We start from the raw sequence: 20019 nt of genomic DNA on the forward strand, positions 1-20019 counted from the left end.
CCAGACCCGCCCACCGGGACGTCAGCTGCGTCGGTGTCGACCGACCGACGGCCCCTCCGGCATCGAGTCCAGGCCGTGCCCACCGTCGAACAATCCGCCGTCAGCCCTGTCGCCAGCCCAACCGTCGTCGCCACCCCAGCCGGACGCACCGGTGTGCGCCGTTCCGCTGCCCGGAGGTGCGATCCCGCTGCCGTACGGCGCGGTACCGCCGCCGCGAGACGCCATGCCACCACCACCTGTCGGCGCCGTGCCGTCATCGCGTGTTGCTGGCGCTTCGAGGGCCGCCGCCGCCCGGCTGGCGGCCCAGGCGGCACCACTTCCCGCCGCCGCACCACCGGTCCGCCCCGCGCTGCTGCTCGTGCGCCCGCCGATGCTCCGGGCCGTACCGCCCCGGGTCGTGCGGGCCGCGGCCAGGCGGGGAGCCGCTCCGGCGGCGGCCGGACGTCGGCGCAGCCCCAGGACCGCGCCGATCTGCGCGCCGACAATGCTGGCCACCGCCAGTACGGCCGAGACGGCGAGCGGTCGGTTCACCCGGTCCTCGGTGCCGGCTCGGGCTGCCCCGACAGTCATCGCGGGTGGTTGGCCCGCCGACTCCGTACCGCTGGGTGGTGGTGGGGCCGGCCGCTCCGGTGCGGCCCGTTCGGGCGCCGGCCGGGGCGCGGGCGGCTTCGGTGCCGTCGGCCGGTCGACGAGCCGTCCGGTGGCGTGCTTCCGGTTGCCCTGGTCGGCGGCCTCCGCGGGCAACCGGAGCAGCTGACCGGGGCGGATGCGGTCCGGGTCGTCGAGCTTGTTCAGCTTGGCGAGCTGTCGGTAGTCGCCGAACTCGTCCAGGTAACGGTCAGCCACCTCGCCGAGGTAGTCGCCCCGCGCGACCCGGTACACCGGCGCGGCCTCGTCGGTGGCGCTCGTGCCACCGGGAGCGGCGGCCCGGCCCGCCAGCCCGCCCTGTGCCAGCGGGGCCGCCGTGTCGGGCGTCGCGCCCACCCGGGTCGGCGCGGCCAGGGTGGCGGCGGCCGGTGCGTTGGTGCTCGCGTACGCCGGAGCGCCGTAGACCGCCGCGGCGCTGGCGGCGGCCGGACTGGCCGCGAGGATCAGCGCGACCGAGCCGACAAGCGCGGCGGCGGCCTTCTGCTGGCGACTCATCCCGGGCAGCTTCGGCGCCGGGCGGCGCAGGGTCTGCGCCCCCAACTCCACGAGGACGGAGAAGGCGAACGTGGCCCAGCCGAACCAGCCGGCCACCGCCAGTGCCCGCAGGAAGAGCTGGCCGTCGTCCCTGCTGGTCAGCGCGGTGCCGATCTCGGCGACGGTGGGAAGGTGATCAGGCAGGGGATTGCCGGCGAAGGCCAGCAGTGCGATCGGCGCGCCAACCAGCAGCGCACACAGCACGGCCAGTGCGCCGAGGCCGGTGAGGACGCGTCCGGTCCGCCGTGCGACGGACCCAGCCGATACGGGCATGGCTGCCTTCCTTCCTACGGTGCTGCTGCGGTGATGGCGCGCGCGGTCGCATCGCCGGTGACGGTGACCGTCTTGTCCTGGACGAAGGGTCCGACCATCGTGCGGTCGTAGGTGATCGTGACGGTGACCCGGATCAGGGTCTCCCCGGCGACCTCGGGGAAGCTCACGGTGTGGCCGCTGGTGCCCTCGGCGGCCTCCAGGTAGTTGGTGACCGCCACGAGCGCCGCGTCCCTGTCGATCCGCGTCGGCCGGCCATCGATCGCGGCCCCCCGGTCGATGGCCTGACCGCCAGCGCGGGCGGCCTCGGCGGCCAGGTTCTCGGCACGTTGCAGGCTGCGTAGCTGGCCGGCGCCGTCGAAGGAGAGACCCACGATGGCCAGTACGCCGATCATCGCCACCGCCAGGAAGATGCTCACCCGGCCGTGGTCGCCCGAGAGGGGGTGGCGGGCGTCCGCGGTCATTCCCGCCCCCGGTAACGGTCAAGTGGCGAGGTGAACGTCGCGCTCACCTGCTTCTCGCCCGGCATTCCGGGCAGGACGCCGAGTGAGATGTCCCGGAGCGACACCAGGCAGACCACCGTCACCGTCACCGTCGCGTCCGCACCGACCGCGCTGCTGAAGGCATCGTCGAAGTTGCTCGATTGGCCAGCCACCGTGGCGGTGAGCTCCGGCTTCAGTTCGTTGGCGCAGGCCAACCCGCGCCAGTCCAGCTGATCCTGGACGGCCTTCAGCGCCGCTGCTCGGGCCGTGGTCGAGTCCCGGGAGATCGAGGCGGCCCGGGCGGCATCGTGGGCCGCGGCCTCGATCGCCTCCGCCGCCACCGCGGTACGCCCGGCGACGCCGGCCAGCACCATCAGCGCGATGAACGCGGGGGCGAGCACCGCCACCTCGATGGAGACCGAGCCCCGCTCGGCGGTGCGGCTCATGGCTCGGTCAACCTCTCCACCGTCCCGTGGGCGCTCTGCCGCACCGCGAAGTCCACACCCGGCACCACCGACAGGGACCGGCCGCTCACCGTGCAGGTGACCTCGGCCTCGTCGATGATCACGCAGGTCGGGTCGGTGCTGTCCCAGCCCACCAGCCAGCCGCCGGCGGCCTCGAGGAAGCGGGTCGCGCTGTCCACGCCGGCACCGTTGGGCGCCTGGTACGGCCGTTGCGCGTTGACACCGCTCTGCGCGGCGTGCAAGGCGGTCGAGCGGGCGAGGAAGACGGCCGCGATCTGGACCGAGGCGAAGAGCAGCACCAGGATCAGCGGCATCATCACGGCCAGCTCCACCGGATTCGCGCCCCGCTCCCGGTCGCCGCCCGTGAGGCGGCGCCGGGTGGCGCTGACCGCCCGGCGCCACCTGGGGAACGGGGCTCGGCGCATCCCGGCTACTCGCCTTCGCCGCCGGTGCCTGCGCCCGGGGGTTCCGGGATGTCGTTCATCCAGTTTTCGGCCTTGGTCAGGGCCAGGGCGGTGACGGCTACGGCGACGGCGACCAGGCCGGCGATGATCACCGCGGTGGGCACGGGGCTGTCACCGCGCTCACCGTGGCGGCGCAGCTCGGCCAGGCGCGTCGTCAGCACGACGTGCAGGTAGCTGAAGATGGACATGGCGTAACTCCTTCAGGGGGAGGGCATCAGACACGGGCGACGAACGGGTAGAGGACGAAGCCGAGCAGCACGAACACGAGCAGCGCGCCCGGGATGTCGAGTCGGCTGGTCACCCCCTCGGCGTGGGCGAGGTTGTCGGTGCGGATCTGGTCGCGGAGCGAGTCGGCCCGGCTGCGCAGGGTCTCGTGCACCTGCGCGCCCTCGCTGCCGGAGGAGCGCATGATCGCGCCGACGTCCCCCAGCTCCGGAATGCCGATCTCGTCGGCGAGGTCGCGCAGCTCGTCCCACGGCGCGTGCATCTGCATCTGGGCGATCCGCAGCGACTCCTGGAGCCGGTCGAACACCCAGCCGTCGCAGACCGCCGCGGCGCGCTCCAGCGACTGCACCGGCCCGTGCGCGGCGGAGAGTTGCAACGCCACCAGGTCGAGGTAGGTGCAGACGGCGGCGCGGAACTCGGCCCGCGCGGCCTCGGCCTTGGTCAGTACGGCCCGGTGCGCCAGCAGCCCGCCGATCAGTGCCAGGCCGAGGCTGCCGAGCACCGGTATGACGAGCGGAAACGAGACACCGAGCACCAGCAGCGCCACCCCGAGCAGGGTCGGCGTGGCCAGCCCGACAAGTGCGGAGAGCAGCACCGACAGCGCGTACTGCTCGGGGGTCTGGCCGATCAGGGCGAGCTGCTGGTGCGGCGGTCGCAGCCAGCGGGACAACCCGGTCAACGAGTCCAGTCGCCGGGAGGCGGGTGTGGCGAGCCGGCCGGTGCCCGGCGGTTGGTGCAGCCGGCGCAGCGCCGGCCCGAGCGCCGGGGTCGCCGGCACCAACTCCCGGACCACCAGGAACACGCCCAACCCGACGCCGGCACCACCGCAGACTGCCAAGGTGAGTTGCCAGTTCAGCATCATGGGAGCCGCCTTTCGTTCGCGACTGCGGGGCTCCGCTGCGCTGCACTCCTCGCGCTCACGCGATCACCTCACCCGGGTCGGGCGCCGGCAGGAACCGGGACGGCCGCTGTGGCTGGCTCATCGACCGCACCCACGCCAGCAGGCCCACGAAGGCGGCACCCAGGGCGGCCATCACCACCTGACCCACAGGCGTGCCGTACGGCTTGATGTACTCGGCGTTGAGCAGCCCGTACGCCAGGGTGGCCAGGGTCATGCCGGTGAGGAAGCGGACCGCGAACCGGGGTTGGGTCCGCTTGGCCTCGATCTCCCGGCGGGTGGCCACCTCCGCGGATGCCGCGCCGGCGATGGAGCCCAGCACGTCACCCAGCCGTTCGCCCCGGTCCGAGAGGTGCAGGATCAGCGCCGCGACCACCTGGTCACCGACCGGATCGGCGATCTCGTCGGCGAACGCCAGCAGCGCGGATCGGGCCAGCCAGCCGGCCTGTAGGCGGGCGGCGAGCAGTCGTACCTCGTCCTCGATGCCGGGTGGCACGCTGCCGATCGTGCCGATGATCGACTGTTGGAGGCCCTGCCCGGTGCCGGAGACGTCCTTGAGCCGGCGGGTCCACTCGCCCACCGCCTCGATCCGGGCGATCGCCCGCTGCTCGGCCCTGCCCACCCCGAACAGCCACGGGGTGCCGGGCACCGCCACCGCCACCAGCAGGCCCACCACCGGCAGCCCGGTCAGCAGGAACGCCAGTGCGCCGGCACCCAGCGCGGCGACCAGCAGCGTCTGGTAGGCCCGCTGCTCGGTCGGCGTGGCGCCCGGCCCGCGCCACAGTCGACCCAGACCCGGCCCGGCTCCCGGACGAGGCCCGGGTGGCCGGCGGGTGCCGACGAGCGCGACCACGGCCAACAGCAGCCCGGCCACACAGGCGGCCCCGGAAACCACCGCGATCAACTCGACGCTGGCCAGCATCAGGTCACCGCCGGGCCAGTCGGGTCTGCCGGGGTCGTCGCCAGGCGCCGGCGCCGGCCTCCACCCACCGGGTCAGCAACCGCGCGTCGTAACCCACTCGCAGCAACTGGTCGCGGACCCGTTCCGGCAGGTGCCGGGGGACCGCCCGACCGTCCGGGCCGGGACCGAACACCGTGGTGGTGGTGATCCGACCGGCTTCGCCGGCCCCGATCACCTCCTCCACATGGGAGACGAACCGGTGTTTCCGTCCGCCGATGGCGGTCTCGTCCTCGATGGTGACGTAGACGATCAGGTCGAGGGCGTTGCCGGCCATCCGGCGGGCCTGGTCGACTGTCATCTCGCGGCCGTGTGCCAACGCCAGCTCGACGATCCGTTCGCCCACCCCGGCGGCCGTACGGGCGTGGATGGTGCACATCGAGCCCCGGCTGGTGGTCATCGCCTGGAGCATCGGCACGATCTCCCGGGACCGCACCTCGCCCACGATGATCCGCAGGACGCCCATCCGCAGCGACAGGGGGATCAGGTCGGCGATCGTCACCTCACCGGCCGGACGGCCGTCGAACCCGCGCTCGCCGTGCCCCTCCCGGGCCTCGAAGCTCATCACCGCCCGGTGCCGCTCCCGGCGGCGGGCCGGCAGCAACTCGCGGCTCTCCTCCAGCAGCACGTACGGCTCGTCCGGCGGGATCTCGTTCATCAACGCCCGGATGATCGTGGTCTTGCCGGCACCGGCCAACCCGGCGACCATGATGTTCAACCCGGCGCGCATCGCCGCGCGCAGGAAGTCGCGCAGCAGCGGGTCGATCATCTCGTCGAGGTCACCACGGGTGCCCGCGATGTCGTCGAGGCTCACGTCCAGCGTGTTGTGCTTGCGGATCACCGCGTACGGGCGGTGGCTGACCAGGAACACCGCCGCCAGCCGGCTGCCGTCGGGCAGTTGCAGGTCGAGGGTGGGCTTCACGGTGGACAGCGACCGCTCGGTCGCGCCCGCCCGGCGGGCCGCCGCCTGGAGGATCTCCACCAGTTCGGCGTCGCTGTCGGCGATCGGCTCGGCCCAGTCCACCCCACCGCCGTGCCTGGTGATGCGCACCTGGTCGCAGCCGAGGATGTGCACCTCCTCGATGGTGTCGTCGACAAGCAGCGTCTGTAGCCGACCGAGCCCCACCAGCTCGGCGGTCACCTGGTCGAGCAGCAGGCGCTCCTCGCCGGCAGCCATCGGGGTGCCGGCCCGGCGGACGAAGTCCGCGTACTGGGCGACCACCGTGACGGCAAGGCGGGCCCGTTCGGTGTCCTCCTCGTCGGCGGTGAACTCCCGGCCGCGCTGCCACAGGGTGAGCCGTTCGGTGAGTTCCCGGCGCAACTCCCGGACCACCTGGAAGTCCATCCGGGGTCGCGGCGTCGATGCCGTCGGCGCTGCGGCCGTGGGCATCGGCTGCGGCATCGGCGTGGACTGTTGGTGCCGGCCGTTCGGTCCGGCCAGCGGCGGCTCGGTGGAGGTCACGCCCGGCGGCTGTTGGCGAGGATCCGCGGAGACCGGCTCAAACCGCATCCGGAACCCCCTGCTGCACGGGCCACGCCAGCCGGGCCTGCCGCCGTTCCAGGAGCGCGCCGATCGGCACCTCCAACGCGGCGGCCGCGCGCATCAGCGGCCGTCCGGTCCGCACGGTCCCGCCCAGGGTGAGCACCCCGGCGGTACGCGGATCGTGTGGCAGCCGCGCGACGACCGGCAGCTTCAGGGCGCGGCTGATCTCGGCTCGCCCGTGGCCGCCGCCGACCAGCAGCAGCCGCAGGGTGCCGGGTGGCACCCGGTGCTCGGCGAAGTCCCGTTCGATCGCAGTGATCACCGCCCGGGTGCCGGAGAGGTCCGGCAGGTGCGCCCGGGTCACCAGCAGCACCACCGAGGCCGCCCGCAGCACCGGCCACGGGGGTGCGGCCACGTGCAGCCGGCCGCAGTCGACAAGCACGTCGTAGCCGGGGATGCCGCGATCGAGGGCGTTGAAGTAGTCGGCGAACCGCTGCCAGAGCGGGGTGACGCTGCCGCCCTGGGCCGGATCGACGAGCCCGGGCAGCAGCAGTCGCTCCCGGTGGGGTGCGTCCAGGTCGACCAGTTGCGACCAGAACGCGGTCTCCAGGTTGCCGTCGCGCAGTTCCCCGACGGCCAGCTCGCCGATGCCGCGAGGGCCGTCCAACTGGCCGCCGAGATAGCCGGCGAGGATCGACCCGCCGGCCGGGTCGCACTCGGCGAGCACCAGCCGTCGGTGCCACGCCAGTGTGCAGGCCAGCGCGGAGGTCGTGACGCCGGGCGAACCCTTCGCGGACACCAGCGCGATGATCGCCATGCTCAGGCCGCTTCGGTCAGCACGACGGCGACGCGCGACTGCGCGGTGAGAGCCACCACCGCGGGCACGTCCCGCGTGGGCAGCGCCAGGTACAGCACCTTGTCGTTGTTGGCCGGACTGACCATGTCGATCACGATGGCCGGAAACCTGGTGCCGGCGGCGGCCGGGTCCCCGTTGGCGCTGCGGTCCGGGGTGCTGATCAGCAGCACCTTGTCCCCGGGGTGCAGTTGCCGGGCCGGCACCTGGGCGGTCTTCAGGCCGAGCGCGATCTGCTGCTGGTCGGGACCGAGCAGCGGATCGTCGGTGACGTGCCCCAGGGTGAGCAGGGTGCCCGGGACCAACTTCACCGCGGCCCGTTTGCCGACCACCTCGTCGAGCCGGCCGGCGGGCACCGGACGCAACCCCTGACCCCCGGCTACCTGCACGGTGATCAGGTCGGCGGCGCTGACCTCCCGACCCACCTCCACCGGCCGGGCGACCGCGAGATAGCTGCCGGTGGCCCGGACCGAGGTGACCGCGAACGCCGCGCCCAGCCCACCCAGGGCGATCAGGAGTACGGCGAGACCGAGCAACCCCGGGCGGACCCGACGCTGCCGGACCACCTTGGGCGGGCTGACCGGTGCGTCGACCGACCCGGTCCCGTTGTGCGTCGCGAGACTCATCGGGTCACCACCTGAAGTTCGTTGATCTGGATCTGCACGACGCCGCTGTTCCGGGTCACCAGGATTTCTCCGCTCTGCCCACCGCCGTTCCAGGTCACCTTCCAGTGCGTGGTGGCGGTGACGTCGTATTTACCGGCCTTCTGGTAGCCCTTGTGGTAGCCGCAGGTCGGGGAGGTGCGGCCGGCAAGGCTCTTGTCCGTTGCGACGTACGGGGTGCCGGCGCCGGGGCAGGGCACGTGATCGCCGTTGCCCATGTCCCAGACGATCTCGCTAACCTTCGCCGTGATCTCGACGGTGACGTCCCGATCGGTCGCGTCGGCGTGAAGCGGGCCGAAGTGGCCCGGGTCCTTGTCGTCGGACCACATCCAGACCGGCAGGCCGACCAGGCCGGGGCCGTTGTCCTTGCGGGGTGCGACAGCCAGCGGCGCCCGCTTCAGCGTGATCTTCGCCAGGGCGCGTCGGGCCAACTCCGCCGGGTTCGGGGGCGCGCCGAAGCCGGGCGGCGCCTCCCGCAACACCACTGTGACGTTGCCGACGTCCGTGCCGTCGTTGCAGGTCTGCACGTACCAGTGCTGGCCCTCGGGTGCCTCGTTCTGCGGCTCGGCCAGCTCGTAGTAGCAGCCGTCGCCGCTGTTGAACCAGCCTTTGAGATCGTCGTAGCAGGGGATGGTCCGCCCGTCCCACCGGCAGACGCCGCCACCGCCACCGCCGTCGTCGTCTCCGCCGTCGTTGTCCCCACCGCTGCCGGGGCCGCCGGGATCGCCGGGTTTGTCGTCCCAGACGCTGCAGTCGGGCTGGTCGGGCGGGCAACTGGTCCCGGGGCCGGCGCGCCAAGCGGCGGCTGCCGGCAGGGTCGTGCCGACCACCAGGAGGAGCGCGAGCCCGGTCCCGGCGAGGGTCCGCCGAGCCACCGAGACCCCGGGGGTACGCGCCGCAGCGCGCTTTCCTGCCATGGTCAGCATGGCTGGTCCCGGTGCAGCGCGCCGGAGTTGATCAGCCAACGGCCGTCGGGATACCGCGTCGCGGTGGCGGTGGAGAGGTGCCGGCCGCCCCCGCTGCCCGGGACGACGCGCTTGTCCTTGGCGTAGATCAGCCGGTAGCCGGTCAGGTCAAGGCAGTCCTGGATCTCGACGGTGGCCGGGTTCGCGTCCAGGCTGACGGCGGTCACGGTCGGGTCCGACTTCAACGTCCCGGTACGCACAGCACCGTGCTCCTTAGCGTCGCGAATGGACAATTGCACCCGGGTCAGAAGTGGATCAGCGAGGAAACGGGACAGTTCCGGCGCGCGCGGATCACTGCGTCCACTCGCCGTCCGCGAGGCCGCCAGATAACCGGAGTACGCGTCAAGCGCCGCCTTCTCAGCAGCGCGTCGGTCGACGTCGGGAGCCGCCGGTTGCCCGTCGTCCTGGGCTGCCGCCGGCCATTCGGCGGCCTCCTGCCCACTGGCGCAGGCGGTGACCGGCACCGCCGCCACGACCGCCAGCAGGCAGATCACCGCTCGTCTGAGCTGCCGTCCGCGCACCCTCGAGCCTCCTCGTGGTCGCCCGGCGGGGTGAAGGATCACCACCGCAGGGCATGCGGAAGCGCGCCCGGATCAGTGCATCCGGAACGATCATTACGCCTCTGCATTCACCGTTACGGATCTTCTACAAATGCAGGTCCCATGCACTCGGGTGGTTGAGGTGAGGCTTGCGTCACACCCAAGGGGCGAGCATAGGCTGACGTTCGCCGATGCAACAGAGGCAATTCAAGCGAATACTCTGCGTGATGAAGGGTGGTGGTGGCGGGTGTCCGTGCCGCGTCCCACACAATGGCCCGGCGGAAGGTCGTCCATGGTCCGGCGTCGGCGGGCCGCCCGGGGCCGGCGGCGTCCCGTCGGCGGTCCCGGGAGTGGGACATCGCCGCCTCATCCCGGCATCCGGGCGGAGTTGTCGACCTGTCGACGATCCGCCGCGTCCGACGGGGCGCCCGGCCCCGATCTCGCCGGAGGCACCCGCCGATGGTCGGCGGGGGAGGTCGCTTTCTGCGCCATCCGCCACACCGTAGCGATCGTCCAGTCACTATCCGTGTTCACCGTCCCGGTGGGACATCGGGGCGCCTTGGCGGTGACATGGCACTGACCGGCCCCTCTGCCGCCCTCCCTGGTCGGGAAAACCCACCCGATCGGAGTCCGGCGCCCCCGTCGTCCGGTGGCCCGACCGCGCCCGCCCGCCCGCCGGCAGCCGCATCCGGGACAAGCACGACGACATCCGGCGGCTCGGCGCGCACGACCTCCTCGTCCCCGGGGCGTCGGACCCCTTCGGCGGCACGCGCAGTGGTGGCGCACGTCCCGGTCCCGACCGTGCTCGCGTTCCTCACGGTCGGCCCGCTGATGCGGATGGCCGCGCTGCGCTACGGCGTACCTCCGGGTCTGCCGGACCGGACCTGCTGCGACGCCTGCGGCGCAGCGGTCGGCCTGACCCGGCCCTGGCCCGCGTTGGGTCCGGCGGCCCGGTGCGGTCGCTGTCGCGCACGTGTCGGCCCACCGCCGGGAACGGTCGAGCTGGCCGGGCTCGCCGCGGTGCTGCTGCTGGCACTGGTCGGCCCATCGGGCGGGGCGCTGCCGGCGCTGGCCTGGTGGCTCGGCTGGACGATCCCGGCGGTCTTCGTCGACCTGGCCGTGCACCGCCTGCCGGATCGGCTCACCCTGCCGGCGGCGGCCGGGACGTGGTTGCTGCTCGGCGTCGCCGCCGCCCTTGCCGGTGAGCCGGGGCCGTGGCTGCGGGCTGCCGTCGGCGGCACGGGGCTGGCGCTGTTCTTCGCCACCACCACGTTGCTGCTGGGCAACCGCGGCTTCGGGCTGGGAGACGCCAAGTTGGCGCTCGGTGTGGGAGCGCTGCTCGGCTGGTACGGCTGGCCGGTGCTGCTGCTCGGGCTGCTGCTCGCCTTCGGGTTGTCCGCGTTGGTGAGTGTGGGCCTGCTGGCCGCGCGTCGAGTCAACTGGAGCACACACCTGCCGTTCGGCCCGTTCCTGCTGCTCGGCACGGTCGGCGCGCTCCTGCTGGCCGGCTGACGCCGCCCGCCGCCCCTCGCCCCTCGCCCCTCGCGCTCGATCCTGGATCGAGTGGTACCGCGCGGCCCGGGAGACCACGACGCCGTTGCGTTAGGGCTGTGGCCGACGGGTCAACCCGCTGCGCTGACTGTCGGGACGTGTAGATCAAGAGGCGCCGAGCAGAAGAATCGCGCCGATCTTGCACATCCTGTCGCCGGTATAGGCGGGAATGCACCTTAATGTCGGGGCAGGAAGTGCAAGATCGCGATGCAGGATCGGTTGACGAACAGTCATTCCGCCTGACGCAACGGCGTTGACAGCCAGGACCGAGCGTGATCTTTTACGCCGCGGAGGTCACTGGCGGGTGCGGCTCGCCAGCTTCGGGACCGGGGGGTCGGCGCGGTCGCCCCGACGGCGGAGCGCCTCGGCGGCCGGGCGGGCCAGCAGTGGGGCTGCCACCACCGCGACCAGCGCACCGAACAGCACGCCCGCGATCACGTCGTGCGGGTAGTGCACGCCCACGAAGACCCGGGAGAAGGCGCCCAGCGCGGCAAGCGGCAGCGCGACCAGGCCGAGTCGACGGGAGAGCAGGAGCGTGGTCACCGCCAGCGCGCCGGCGATCGTGGCGTGGTTGCTGGGGAACGACCAGTCGCCCGGGGGTGGGCAGGTGCCCGCGATGATCGCCCGGCCGACCGTCCGACAGGGGCGGTCCTGGTCCACCACTGTCTTGAACCATTCGCTGCCGACGTACGCGAGGATGGCCGGCAGCGGCGCGACCAGGGCGAGGGCCCGATCGTGCGGGCCGCCGGACCATCGGGTCAGCGCGGCCAGCACCAGCAGCGCGCCGAGAAGCAGGATCACCCCCTCGGTGGCGTGCCCGACGAACCACTGCACCGGCTCCGGGCTGCTCGCGGCGGCGTCGACGACATCGCGATACCACTCGGCACTGATCTCCGGAACGTCCACGCTGCCGTTGGCGGCCATGCATCACCTCACCTCTCGTTCATACCCTGTTCACCTGGGCGACACCCTAGGAACGACGCAGCGGGTAGCGGAGCAGTCGAAGGTCGGCCGGGATCCCTGACCTTCGTCCAGGATTCGTTCAGGCGGCTCTGCTTGGCTGGTCGAGGACGTCGGCATTCACAGGAGGCTTTGTGCAGACCAGTTCGGCCACCGACCAGCCGCCGCCCGCCAGCGAGACGGTGGACGACGAGACCTGGTGGATCCGGCGTACGAAGGCCGACCTGGACCGGCTCGGCGAGACCGAGTCGATCTTCGCGGTGGGCAACGGGTGGGTCGGTTGGCGTGGCGTGCTCGACGAGGGTGCGCCGTGCGGGATGCCCGGCAGCTACGTCAACGGCTTCCACGAGCGGCGCGAGCTGAGCTACCCCGAGGAGGGGTACGCGTTTCCGCGGGCCAGCGACACCGTCATCAGCGCGCCGAACGCCGCGCTGATCCGGCTCTGGGTCGACGACGAGCCGCTGGACATCCGCACCGGGACGCTACGCGGCCACGAACAGGTGCTCGACCTGCGCGCCGGCGTGCTGCGCCGGGAAACCGAGTGGATCTCGCCGGGCGGGCGGGGAGTGCGTATCCGCAGCACCCGGTTGGTGTCCCTGCCGCGCCGCCCGGTGGCCGCCGTCCAGTACGAGGTCGAGCCGCTGGACGCCCCGGTGGAGGTGCGGGTCTGCTCGGATCTGCTGGCCAACGAGACGGTGCCGGAGCGCTCGGACGACCCCCGGGCCGCCTCGGTGCCCGACAACCCGCTGACCGCCGAGGCGTACCGCGCGGCTGACCTCGACGGGGTGCTGGTACACCGCACCGAGCGCAGCGGCCAGCGTGTCGCGGTCGCGGTCAGTCACCTGGTGGACGGGCCGGACACGATCACGGTCACCGGTGACTGCACCCCGGACCGGGTACGGCTGACCGTGGCGGATCGGCTGCACCCCGGGGAGCGGCTGCGGCTGACGAAGTTCGCGGCCTATGAGTGGGCGATGATCGACGGCACGTCCGTCGACGAGCTGGCGGCCCTGGTCACCGCCGAGGCGGACGCGGCGCGTGCGGACGGCTTCGACGCCCTGCTCACCGACCAGCGGGCCGCCCTGGACGCGGCCTGGCAGGTCGCCGACGTGCAGCTCGACGGTGACCCGGGCCTCCAACAGGCGATCCGGTTCGCGATGTTCCACCTCATCCAGGCCGGCCGCCCGGACTCCGATCGGACCATCGCGGCGAAGGGGCTGACCGGCAACGGCTACGACGGGCACGTCCTGTGGGACACCGAGACCTACGTCCTGCCGGTGCTCACCTACCTGGCCCCGGCGGTGGCCCGTTCGGCGCTCAGGTGGCGGCACACCCACCTGCCCGAGGCCCGCGAACGGGCCGCGGAACTGCGGCTGACCGGCGCGACGTTCCCGTGGCGCACCATCGGCGGCCGGGAGTGCTCCGGCTACTGGCCGGCCGGCACGGCCGCGCTGCACGTCAACGCCGACATCGCCGACGCGGTGCTGCGCTACCTGGCCGCCACGCACGACGAGCGGTTCCTCGCCGAGGCGGGGCTGGAGTTGCTCGTGGAGACGGCCCGGCTCTGGCACGGCTTCGGGCACTGGTCCGGCGAGGGCACCTTCCACCTGCACGGGGTGACCGGCCCGGACGAGTACGCCGCGCTTGTCGACGACAACGTCTTCACCAACCTGATGGCCCGGCGCAACCTGCGGGGAGCGGCGGACGCCGCCGAGCGCAACCCCGACGTGGCCGCTCGGCTCGGTGTGGAGCCCGACGAGGTGGCCGGCTGGCGGGCCGCGGCCGACGCGATGTTCGTCCCGTACGACCACGAGCGCGGTGTGCACCAGCAGGCCGCCGGGTTCACCGAGCAGCCCGAGTGGGACTTCGCGAACACCGACGACGACGACTATCCCCTGCTCCTGCACTTCCCCTACCTGGAGTTGTACCGCAAGCAGGTGGTGAAGCAGGCCGACCTGGTGCTCGCCATGCAGCTCTGCCCCGGCGAGTTCACCGCCGCCGAGAAGGCCCGCAACCTGGCCTACTACGAGGCTCGCACCGTCCGTGACTCGTCGCTGTCGGCGGCCCCGCAGGGGGTGCTGGCCGCCGAGGTCGGGCACCTGGATCTGGCGTACGACCTGTTCGCCGAGTCGGTCCTGCAGGATCTGGCGGACCTGGGGGACAAGACCGCCGACGGGCTGCACCTGGCGTCACTGGCCGGTGCGTGGTTGGCACTGGTGCAGGGCTTCGGCGGGCTGCGCGACGACCGGAGTGTGCTCTGCTTCGACCCCCGGCTGCCGCGACGGATCGACCGGCTGGCGTTCAGCCTGCACTGGCGTGGCCACCGGCTGCGCGTCACGGTGACTCCGACCGAGACCCGCTACGAGCTGCCCGGCGCCGGCCCGGACGCCGAGGTCGAGCTGTGGCACCACGGTGAGTCGCTGCGGATCACGGAGGCCGAACCGGTCACCCGGCCGATGCCGGCGGTGCCCGATCCCGGGCCGGAGCCGCACTCCCCGCCCGGCCGCCGCCCCGCCCGCCGCTCGGCCGACTGAGCCACGGGCGGCCAGTCCGGCCTTCGCGCGGCGCGGCTCAGGTCCGCGCGGCCGGCCCGGCGTTCGCGCGGCGCGGCTCAGGTCCGTCCGGGGTGGCCGGCCATGCGCTCGCGGACGGCCTCCAGCGCCTCGAAGGCGTACGCCCAGTTGTGGCATTTGAAGCTGCGCAGGCCGTCGATCGCGGTGTGGCAGTCGGCGCAGCGGACCCCGGCGATGGCTGCCGGAATCCCGGTGTTGACGTACTTGCGCTCGCCGAGGATGACGGTGGCGATCATGGCCTTGTCGTGCAGGCCGGAGAGTGCCGACGACACGATGTCGTACCAGGTGACGCGTCGGCCACACTTCGGGCAGTCGGGTTCGTCGCCGCTGACCCAGAGCGGGGCGCCGATGCTGCGCGCCGGCATGCCGAGCAGCTTCTCCAGCCGCCGGACGTCCGCCTCCGGGGTGGTCCAGCGGTGTCGGCCGGGCAGTGCCGCGGGCGAGTCGTACACGGCGCGGAACAGGTCGTGGTCGACAGGCACGGTCTCCCGCTGAGCGGTCATCGTCGTCCCCCCTCGTTGAGTCGGTGCCCCCACCGTGGTCACCGACGACCTCCGGCGCTGCCGGATCAACGACTCGGGGGGTCGACGGGTCGTCGTCGAACGGCTCGGCCGTCGACCGTTTCCGCCTCCGGTGGCCGGCCTCGGGTGGTACGACGAAGGCCTGACGTGCGGGCCACCGGGAGGAGCGCCGATGGCGAGCAGGCCCGAACGGCTGCTGCGGGGCGATGACGCACCGCTGAGCGCCTCGTTCCTGGAGCTGTTTTTCGACCTGGCGTTCGTGCTCGCCCTCACGAAGGCGAGTGACCTGACCGCGGCCGTCGTCATCCTGGGAGGTCCGACGCTGTTCCTCCTCGGGCGGACCCTGTTCTCGGTGGCGATCCACCGGCGACTGTCCTGGCCCCGGGTCGCCGCCCTGTTCGTGATGTCCGGTGCGGCGGCCGTCCTGCGACTGCCGTTGCTGGCGGTCAGCGCGGTCGCCACCGGGGTGGTGCTCACGGTGGTCGTCCTGGACCACGCCGGCAACCGCTCCTATCGCCGCATCAAAAATCCTGACTAAAGTCAGGCGTATGGACTCCGCGCTCATCGCCGCCGTGCGGCGGTTCAACCGGACGGTCACCCAGCGCGTGGGTGCGCTCGACGACGAGTACATGGCACAGGGGCGACCCCTCGGGCAGGCGTGTGTGCTCTGGGAGATCGGCCCCTCCGGCGCCGAGGTCGCCGCGCTACGGGCCCGGCTCAACCTGGACTCCGGCCACCTCAGCCGGCTCCTGCGCACCCTGGAGAACGACGGCCTGGTCACCGTGGGACCGGCCGACCAGGCCGGGAGCGACGGCCGGGTCCGCACCGCCACGCTCACCGCCGCCGGTCGTACGGCGTGGGCCGATCTCGACCAGCGCTCGGACGACCTTGCCGCCTCGATCCTCGAACCGCTCACCGAGCACCGTCGGGAACGACTCGTCGCGGCCATGGCGGAGGTCGAACGGCTGCTCATCGGCTCGATGGTTGTCATCGAGGCGTGCCCGCCGAGCGACCCGCGGGCCCGCGCCTGCCTGCGCGCGTACGCCCGGGAGATCGGGCGACGGTTCGACGACGGGTTCGACCCGGAGCTGAGCAACCCGGTCCCCGACGAGGCACTGGTCCCGCCCGCCGGTGTGCTCCTGCTCGCCACCCTCAACGCCGAACCGATCGGCTGCGGCGCGGTCAAACTCCTCCCGGACGGCCAAGCCGAACTCAAACGCGTCTGGGTGGCCGACGCCGTACGCGGGCTCGGCATCGGCCGGCGGCTGCTGGGCGAGTTGGAGCGGTACGCCGCGGAGCGTGGCGCGACGGCCGTCCGGCTGGACACCAACCGCAACCTCACCGAGGCGATCGCCATGTACCGCGCGAGCGGTTATGTGGAGATCGAGCCGTACAACACCGAGCACTACGCCCACCACTGGTTCGGTAAGCGGTTGGAGCGCTGAGGGCCACATCGGGGCTACTACAGCCGCTCGAAGCTCTCCATGCCGGCGAGTTTCAGCACCTCGGTCCGGGTCGCCGGGCACTCCGGCCGGGTCTGGTCGTCGATCTGACGGCCGGTCGGCACGGGACCCTGCTTCTCGTACCAGGAACAGAGATTCACGGTGCGGCGCGAGACATTGCCGGGCATCGCTACGGTCGGAGGGGTGGCAGAGGAGGCTGGTCCCGGTGGGTGGCGAGATCGCGCCCTGGGGTTCGGCGCCGCCCTGGCCGTCGCCGCTGTCTGCGGGGTGTCGTCCATCGGTCTGCTGCTTCTCGGCGCGTATCTGGACGGGGTGATACTTCTCGGTGCCATCCTGCGCCTGATCGGGATCCAAGTCGCCTACGCCGGAGTGATGCTCTGTGCCTTCTGCCTCCTCCTCTCCCTGTTGGGCGCGGACCTGTTCGCAAAACTGTTCCTCGTCCGCGACAAGGCCATCACTCCCGAGGTCGAGCGTGAGTTGACGGCGATGCGGGAAGCGCCCGCCACGGTGCCGACCACCGCTGGACAGGGGGTGCTGCGGATCATCGCCGTCAAGCCCCTGTTGTGGCTCGACCCTGATGCCTACGGCGACGACACCACCCCGGTCGTCGTCGTCAACGAGGTCGCGCATCGGTTGTCCGGCTGGGATCCGTACGACATCCTGGTTCCCGCCGGGACCGTCGAGGTGGCGACCTGGCTGCCGCTTCACACCGGCCGGTCCGGGCGGCAGGTCGGCGGCCCCTTCTCGGTGGCGGAGGGTCAGGTCACCGCTGTGGTATATCGACCTTCGTCGCTTCCCGAACTCCCCGGCACGTTGGCGACGGTGGCCCGCGAGGTGGAGGGGCAGGTGTCACTGTCCCGCTTGAGCTGGGTGACCGCGCTGCTCATCGGGCTCGGCTTCGTGGTGTGGTTGGCCGTCGGCTAGCTGAGGTGTTCAGCGGTGTCGGCGAACGAGCGGATGAGTTCCGTCTCGGTGCCGGTGCGCCAGACCAGCCCCCACCGGCCCGGCGGGGCGTCGCGGATCGGCACGTACGCGATGTCCGGGCGCGCGTAGTAGCGGGCGGCCTGGGCGTGGACCGGCGAGACGGCTTCGCCGGTGACGAGGATCGGGATCATCTCCTGGAAGTTGGAGACGGACGGGCCGATGCGGATCAGACGCCCACTGGGTGTGCGCAGGGGCACCAGGATCTCCCGCCAGTAGTCCGGCCGGACACCGCCCATCACCGTCACGTCTGCCAGGTCCTCGTAACAGACCGACTCCCGAGCGGCGAGCGGATGGCTCGCGCCGACCGCCAGCACGATGGGTTCGGTGTAGATGACCGGGCCGACGGTGAGGTCCGGCTCCCTGACGGGCAACCACACGATCTGTACGTCGATGTCGCCGGCGCGCAGCTGACCGAAGGGGTCGCCGAAGTCGACGTGCCGCAGCTGCACCTCGCACTCGGGGTGGCCCTGCGCGAACGCCGTGAACAGATCGCGGAGATCGTGGAGGTTGACGGCGATCGACCCGACCCGCAGCACCCCGGTCTTGCCGCGGGCGGCGAGCCTGGCCCGGTCCATCCCCTCGCACAGTCCCCGGTACACGGGCTGGATGTCGTCGAAGAGCCGTTGACCGATCGGTGTCAGCGCCACCCGTCGGTTGTTCCGCTCGAACAGGGCAGCACCGATCCGCCGTTCCTGCTTCTTGATCGCCTGGCTGACCCGGGCCTGGGTCACGTGCAGTCGCTGCGCGGTGCGGGTGAAATGCAGCTCCTCCGCCAGGGTGAGGAAGATTTCGATGTCCCGGAGTTCCACCGCTGATCCCGTTCGTGAATTAGTGAAGGGTTATGGCACGTTACCAGATGTGATCTTGTGGACCGGCCGGTCACCGCGCACGCTGATCTGCGTCGGAGCGAGGAACACGCCTCAGCCAAGGAGATGCTCGTGCGCAAGCTCGTGTACTACATCGCGGCCACCCTGGACGGCTTCATCGCCGGTCCCGACGGCGCCGACCCCACCGGACCGGACGGATTCTGGCCCATCCCGGACGACTACCTGCGCCACCTCGTCGCCGAGTATCCGGAGACCCTGCCCGGTCCGGCCCGGCAGGCGTTCGGCATCACCGGCGAGGGCAGCCGGTTCGACACCGTCCTGGAGGGGCGGCACTCCTACGAGGTGGGTCTGCGGGCCGGCGTGACCGACGCGTACCCGCACCTGCGCCACCTGGTGTTCTCCCGCACGCTCGGTGACCGCCCGGACCCGGCCGTCGAGGTCCTGGACACCGACCCCATCGCCACGGTACGAGAGCTGAAGCGGCACGACGGCAAGGACGTCTGGGTGATCGGCGGCGGTGCCCTGGCCGGTGCCCTCTACCCCGAGATCGACCAGCTGATCGTCAAGCTGGCCCCGTTGACCATCGGCGCCGGCATCCCGCTCTTCGGCCGCGACGCCGTCTTCGCACCGCGTACCTGGCGTCTGACCGACCACACCGTCCTGGACAGCGGCGCGCTGTTCCTCACCTACACCCACACCCAGACCGGAAACGAGTCCGCATGAGCACAACCCCCGACACCGTCACGATCCGTCCCATCACCGGGCCGGACGAGGTGGCGCTGTTCAACCGTCTGCCGTACACCATCAACCACGAACTCGCCGACGACCTGGCCGCGCACCGTCGCCGACCGGAGTGGATGTGGGTGGCGCTGCACGGGGATCGCCTGCTCGCCAGGGTCGCCTGGTGGGGCCGCGGCGGCGACAGCAGCCCGCTGCTCCTGGACATCGTCGACGTCGACGACGGCGCCGAAGACCTGACCGAGGTGGCGCGGACGCTGTACGAGACGGCCGCGAAGCAGGTCCTGCCAGCGGGTGCCAACCCACCGGAGTACGGCCGCTTCATCCCGGCGAACTGGCGCGAGGACCCGGACGCGTACCGGGCGGTGCGCACGAGGATGAGCGTCCTGGAGAGCACCGGTGCACGCCTGACCGTCGAACGACTGCGCCTTCAGTGGCAGCCCGACGGCGGCCTGCCCGCGCCCGACCCGCGTCTGGCCTTCCGCTCGGCTCTCGACAGCGACGAGCTGATCGCCCTGATGACCCGCGCCCTGGACGGCACCCTGGATGCGCACAGCCGTACCGACCTGGCGCGGATGTCGCCGCACGAGGCCGCCGTCAAGCACTACGAGGAGGAACTCGCCACGTACTCCAGCCCTCGCGAATGGTGGCGGATCGGCACGGTGGGTGAGGACGGTGAGCCGGTCGGGTTCGTCATCCCGGCGCGCAACGCCTACCACCCGGTGATCGCCTATCTCGGCGTCGTACCCGAACACCGGGGTCACGGGTACGTCGACGGCCTCCTTGCCGAAGGCACCCGACTCCTGGCCGCCGAGCACGTCCCCCGCATTCGCGCCGCCACCGACCTGGGCAACGTGCCCATGGCGGCCGCGTTCACCCGCGCCGGCTATGTCAACTTCGAACGGGCCATCAACATGGCCTGGCAGTGAGCCGCCGACTGCGGGAGCCGTCGTGGCG

At 72.1% G+C, this 20019-nt stretch carries 22 protein-coding genes; 7 read left to right on the forward strand and 15 right to left on the reverse strand.

Annotated features, from left to right (window positions below; genetic code table 11):
* Nucleotides 1-21: 21 nt before the first annotated feature.
* The 12 genes from ACFYPM_RS00485 to ACFYPM_RS00540 are packed head-to-tail and all read right to left on the reverse strand — an operon-like array spanning nt 22 to nt 9427.
* Complete coding sequence (locus ACFYPM_RS00485; protein ID WP_387189669.1) at nt 22-1455, reverse strand: LysM peptidoglycan-binding domain-containing protein; 1434 nt, start codon at nt 1453-1455, stop codon at nt 22-24.
* Between the two features lie 14 nt (nt 1456-1469).
* Entirely contained in the window at nt 1470-1916 is a 447-nt protein-coding gene (locus ACFYPM_RS00490; RefSeq protein ID WP_387189670.1) for a pilus assembly protein TadG-related protein, read from the reverse strand.
* A complete protein-coding gene (locus tag ACFYPM_RS00495) occupies nt 1913-2380 on the reverse strand; it encodes a TadE/TadG family type IV pilus assembly protein (protein WP_387189673.1) in 468 nt (155 codons plus the stop codon). The genes ACFYPM_RS00490 and ACFYPM_RS00495 overlap by 4 nt, the downstream gene beginning before the upstream one ends.
* Nucleotides 2377-2823 carry a TadE family protein gene (locus ACFYPM_RS00500; protein ID WP_387189675.1) on the reverse strand — a complete coding sequence of 149 codons (447 nt, stop codon included), beginning with the start codon at nt 2821-2823 and terminating at the stop codon, nt 2377-2379. Before ACFYPM_RS00500 ends, ACFYPM_RS00495 begins: the two co-directional genes overlap by 4 nt.
* A 5-nt stretch (nt 2824-2828) precedes the next feature.
* The gene (locus ACFYPM_RS00505) at nt 2829-3050 is read right to left on the reverse strand and encodes a hypothetical protein (protein ID WP_357373107.1); all 222 of its coding nucleotides are present in this window, start codon (nt 3048-3050) and stop codon (nt 2829-2831) included.
* Between the two features lie 26 nt (nt 3051-3076).
* Nucleotides 3077-3946 carry a type II secretion system F family protein gene (locus tag ACFYPM_RS00510; protein ID WP_387191391.1) on the reverse strand — a complete coding sequence of 290 codons (870 nt, stop codon included), beginning with the start codon at nt 3944-3946 and terminating at the stop codon, nt 3077-3079.
* A gap of 58 nt (nt 3947-4004) precedes the next feature.
* On the reverse strand, nt 4005-4907 hold the full coding sequence (locus ACFYPM_RS00515; RefSeq protein WP_387189677.1) for a type II secretion system F family protein: 903 nt from the start codon (nt 4905-4907) through the stop codon (nt 4005-4007).
* Nucleotides 4908-4911: 4 nt separating this feature from the next.
* Nucleotides 4912-6453, reverse strand: coding sequence for a CpaF family protein (locus ACFYPM_RS00520; protein ID WP_387189679.1), 1542 nt, complete (start codon nt 6451-6453; stop codon nt 4912-4914).
* Nucleotides 6443-7243, reverse strand: a complete 801-nt coding sequence (locus ACFYPM_RS00525) for a ParA family protein (protein ID WP_387189680.1) — start codon at nt 7241-7243, stop codon at nt 6443-6445. Before ACFYPM_RS00525 ends, ACFYPM_RS00520 begins: the two co-directional genes overlap by 11 nt.
* Before the next feature lie 2 nt (nt 7244-7245).
* On the reverse strand, nt 7246-7905 hold the full coding sequence (locus ACFYPM_RS00530; RefSeq protein WP_357373099.1) for an SAF domain-containing protein: 660 nt from the start codon (nt 7903-7905) through the stop codon (nt 7246-7248).
* On the reverse strand, nt 7902-8867 hold the full coding sequence (locus ACFYPM_RS00535) for a hypothetical protein (RefSeq protein ID WP_387189682.1): 966 nt from the start codon (nt 8865-8867) through the stop codon (nt 7902-7904). The genes ACFYPM_RS00530 and ACFYPM_RS00535 overlap by 4 nt, the downstream gene beginning before the upstream one ends.
* The gene (locus tag ACFYPM_RS00540) at nt 8861-9427 is read right to left on the reverse strand and encodes a hypothetical protein (RefSeq protein ID WP_387189684.1); all 567 of its coding nucleotides are present in this window, start codon (nt 9425-9427) and stop codon (nt 8861-8863) included. Before ACFYPM_RS00540 ends, ACFYPM_RS00535 begins: the two co-directional genes overlap by 7 nt.
* 849 nt (nt 9428-10276) lie before the next feature.
* Between ACFYPM_RS00540 and ACFYPM_RS00545 the strand changes: the two genes are divergently transcribed.
* On the forward strand, nt 10277-10957 hold the full coding sequence (locus ACFYPM_RS00545; RefSeq protein WP_387191393.1) for a prepilin peptidase: 681 nt from the start codon (nt 10277-10279) through the stop codon (nt 10955-10957).
* A 333-nt stretch (nt 10958-11290) separates the two neighbouring features.
* On the opposite strand, the gene ACFYPM_RS00550 is transcribed toward ACFYPM_RS00545, so the two are convergent.
* The gene (locus ACFYPM_RS00550; protein ID WP_387189686.1) at nt 11291-11920 is read right to left on the reverse strand and encodes a phosphatase PAP2 family protein; all 630 of its coding nucleotides are present in this window, start codon (nt 11918-11920) and stop codon (nt 11291-11293) included.
* Nucleotides 11921-12090: 170 nt separating this feature from the next.
* Here ACFYPM_RS00550 and ACFYPM_RS00555 point away from each other — a divergent pair, with 170 nt between their 5' ends.
* Complete coding sequence (locus ACFYPM_RS00555; RefSeq protein WP_387189688.1) at nt 12091-14490, forward strand: glycoside hydrolase family 65 protein; 2400 nt, start codon at nt 12091-12093, stop codon at nt 14488-14490.
* Between the two features lie 77 nt (nt 14491-14567).
* Here the strand turns inward: ACFYPM_RS00555 and ACFYPM_RS00560 are convergent, their stop codons facing one another.
* Complete coding sequence (locus ACFYPM_RS00560; protein ID WP_387189690.1) at nt 14568-15032, reverse strand: hypothetical protein; 465 nt, start codon at nt 15030-15032, stop codon at nt 14568-14570.
* A 190-nt stretch (nt 15033-15222) separates the two neighbouring features.
* Here ACFYPM_RS00560 and ACFYPM_RS00565 point away from each other — a divergent pair, with 190 nt between their 5' ends.
* From ACFYPM_RS00565 to ACFYPM_RS00575, 3 genes are all read left to right on the forward strand, one after another.
* Nucleotides 15223-15588, forward strand: a complete 366-nt coding sequence (locus ACFYPM_RS00565; RefSeq protein WP_387189692.1) for a hypothetical protein — start codon at nt 15223-15225, stop codon at nt 15586-15588.
* A gap of 10 nt (nt 15589-15598) precedes the next feature.
* A complete protein-coding gene (locus ACFYPM_RS00570; protein WP_387189694.1) occupies nt 15599-16495 on the forward strand; it encodes a GNAT family N-acetyltransferase in 897 nt (298 codons plus the stop codon).
* Between the two features lie 201 nt (nt 16496-16696).
* The gene (locus tag ACFYPM_RS00575) at nt 16697-17437 is read left to right on the forward strand and encodes a hypothetical protein (protein ID WP_387189697.1); all 741 of its coding nucleotides are present in this window, start codon (nt 16697-16699) and stop codon (nt 17435-17437) included.
* Here the strand turns inward: ACFYPM_RS00575 and ACFYPM_RS00580 are convergent.
* Complete coding sequence (locus ACFYPM_RS00580) at nt 17434-18306, reverse strand: LysR family transcriptional regulator (RefSeq protein ID WP_387189700.1); 873 nt, start codon at nt 18304-18306, stop codon at nt 17434-17436. The genes ACFYPM_RS00575 and ACFYPM_RS00580 overlap by 4 nt on opposite strands.
* A 129-nt stretch (nt 18307-18435) precedes the next feature.
* Between ACFYPM_RS00580 and ACFYPM_RS00585 the strand changes: the two genes are divergently transcribed.
* Together ACFYPM_RS00585 and ACFYPM_RS00590 are read left to right on the forward strand one after the other, a co-directional pair.
* Nucleotides 18436-19047, forward strand: a complete 612-nt coding sequence (locus ACFYPM_RS00585; protein ID WP_387189702.1) for a dihydrofolate reductase family protein — start codon at nt 18436-18438, stop codon at nt 19045-19047.
* Nucleotides 19044-19991, forward strand: a complete 948-nt coding sequence (locus ACFYPM_RS00590) for a GNAT family N-acetyltransferase (RefSeq protein ID WP_387189705.1) — start codon at nt 19044-19046, stop codon at nt 19989-19991. The genes ACFYPM_RS00585 and ACFYPM_RS00590 overlap by 4 nt, the downstream gene beginning before the upstream one ends.
* The last annotated feature ends 28 nt before the right edge of the window (nt 19992-20019 follow it).

This window comes from Micromonospora sp. NPDC005203 (assembly GCF_042872705.1).
Lineage (GTDB): Bacteria > Actinomycetota > Actinomycetes > Mycobacteriales > Micromonosporaceae > Micromonospora.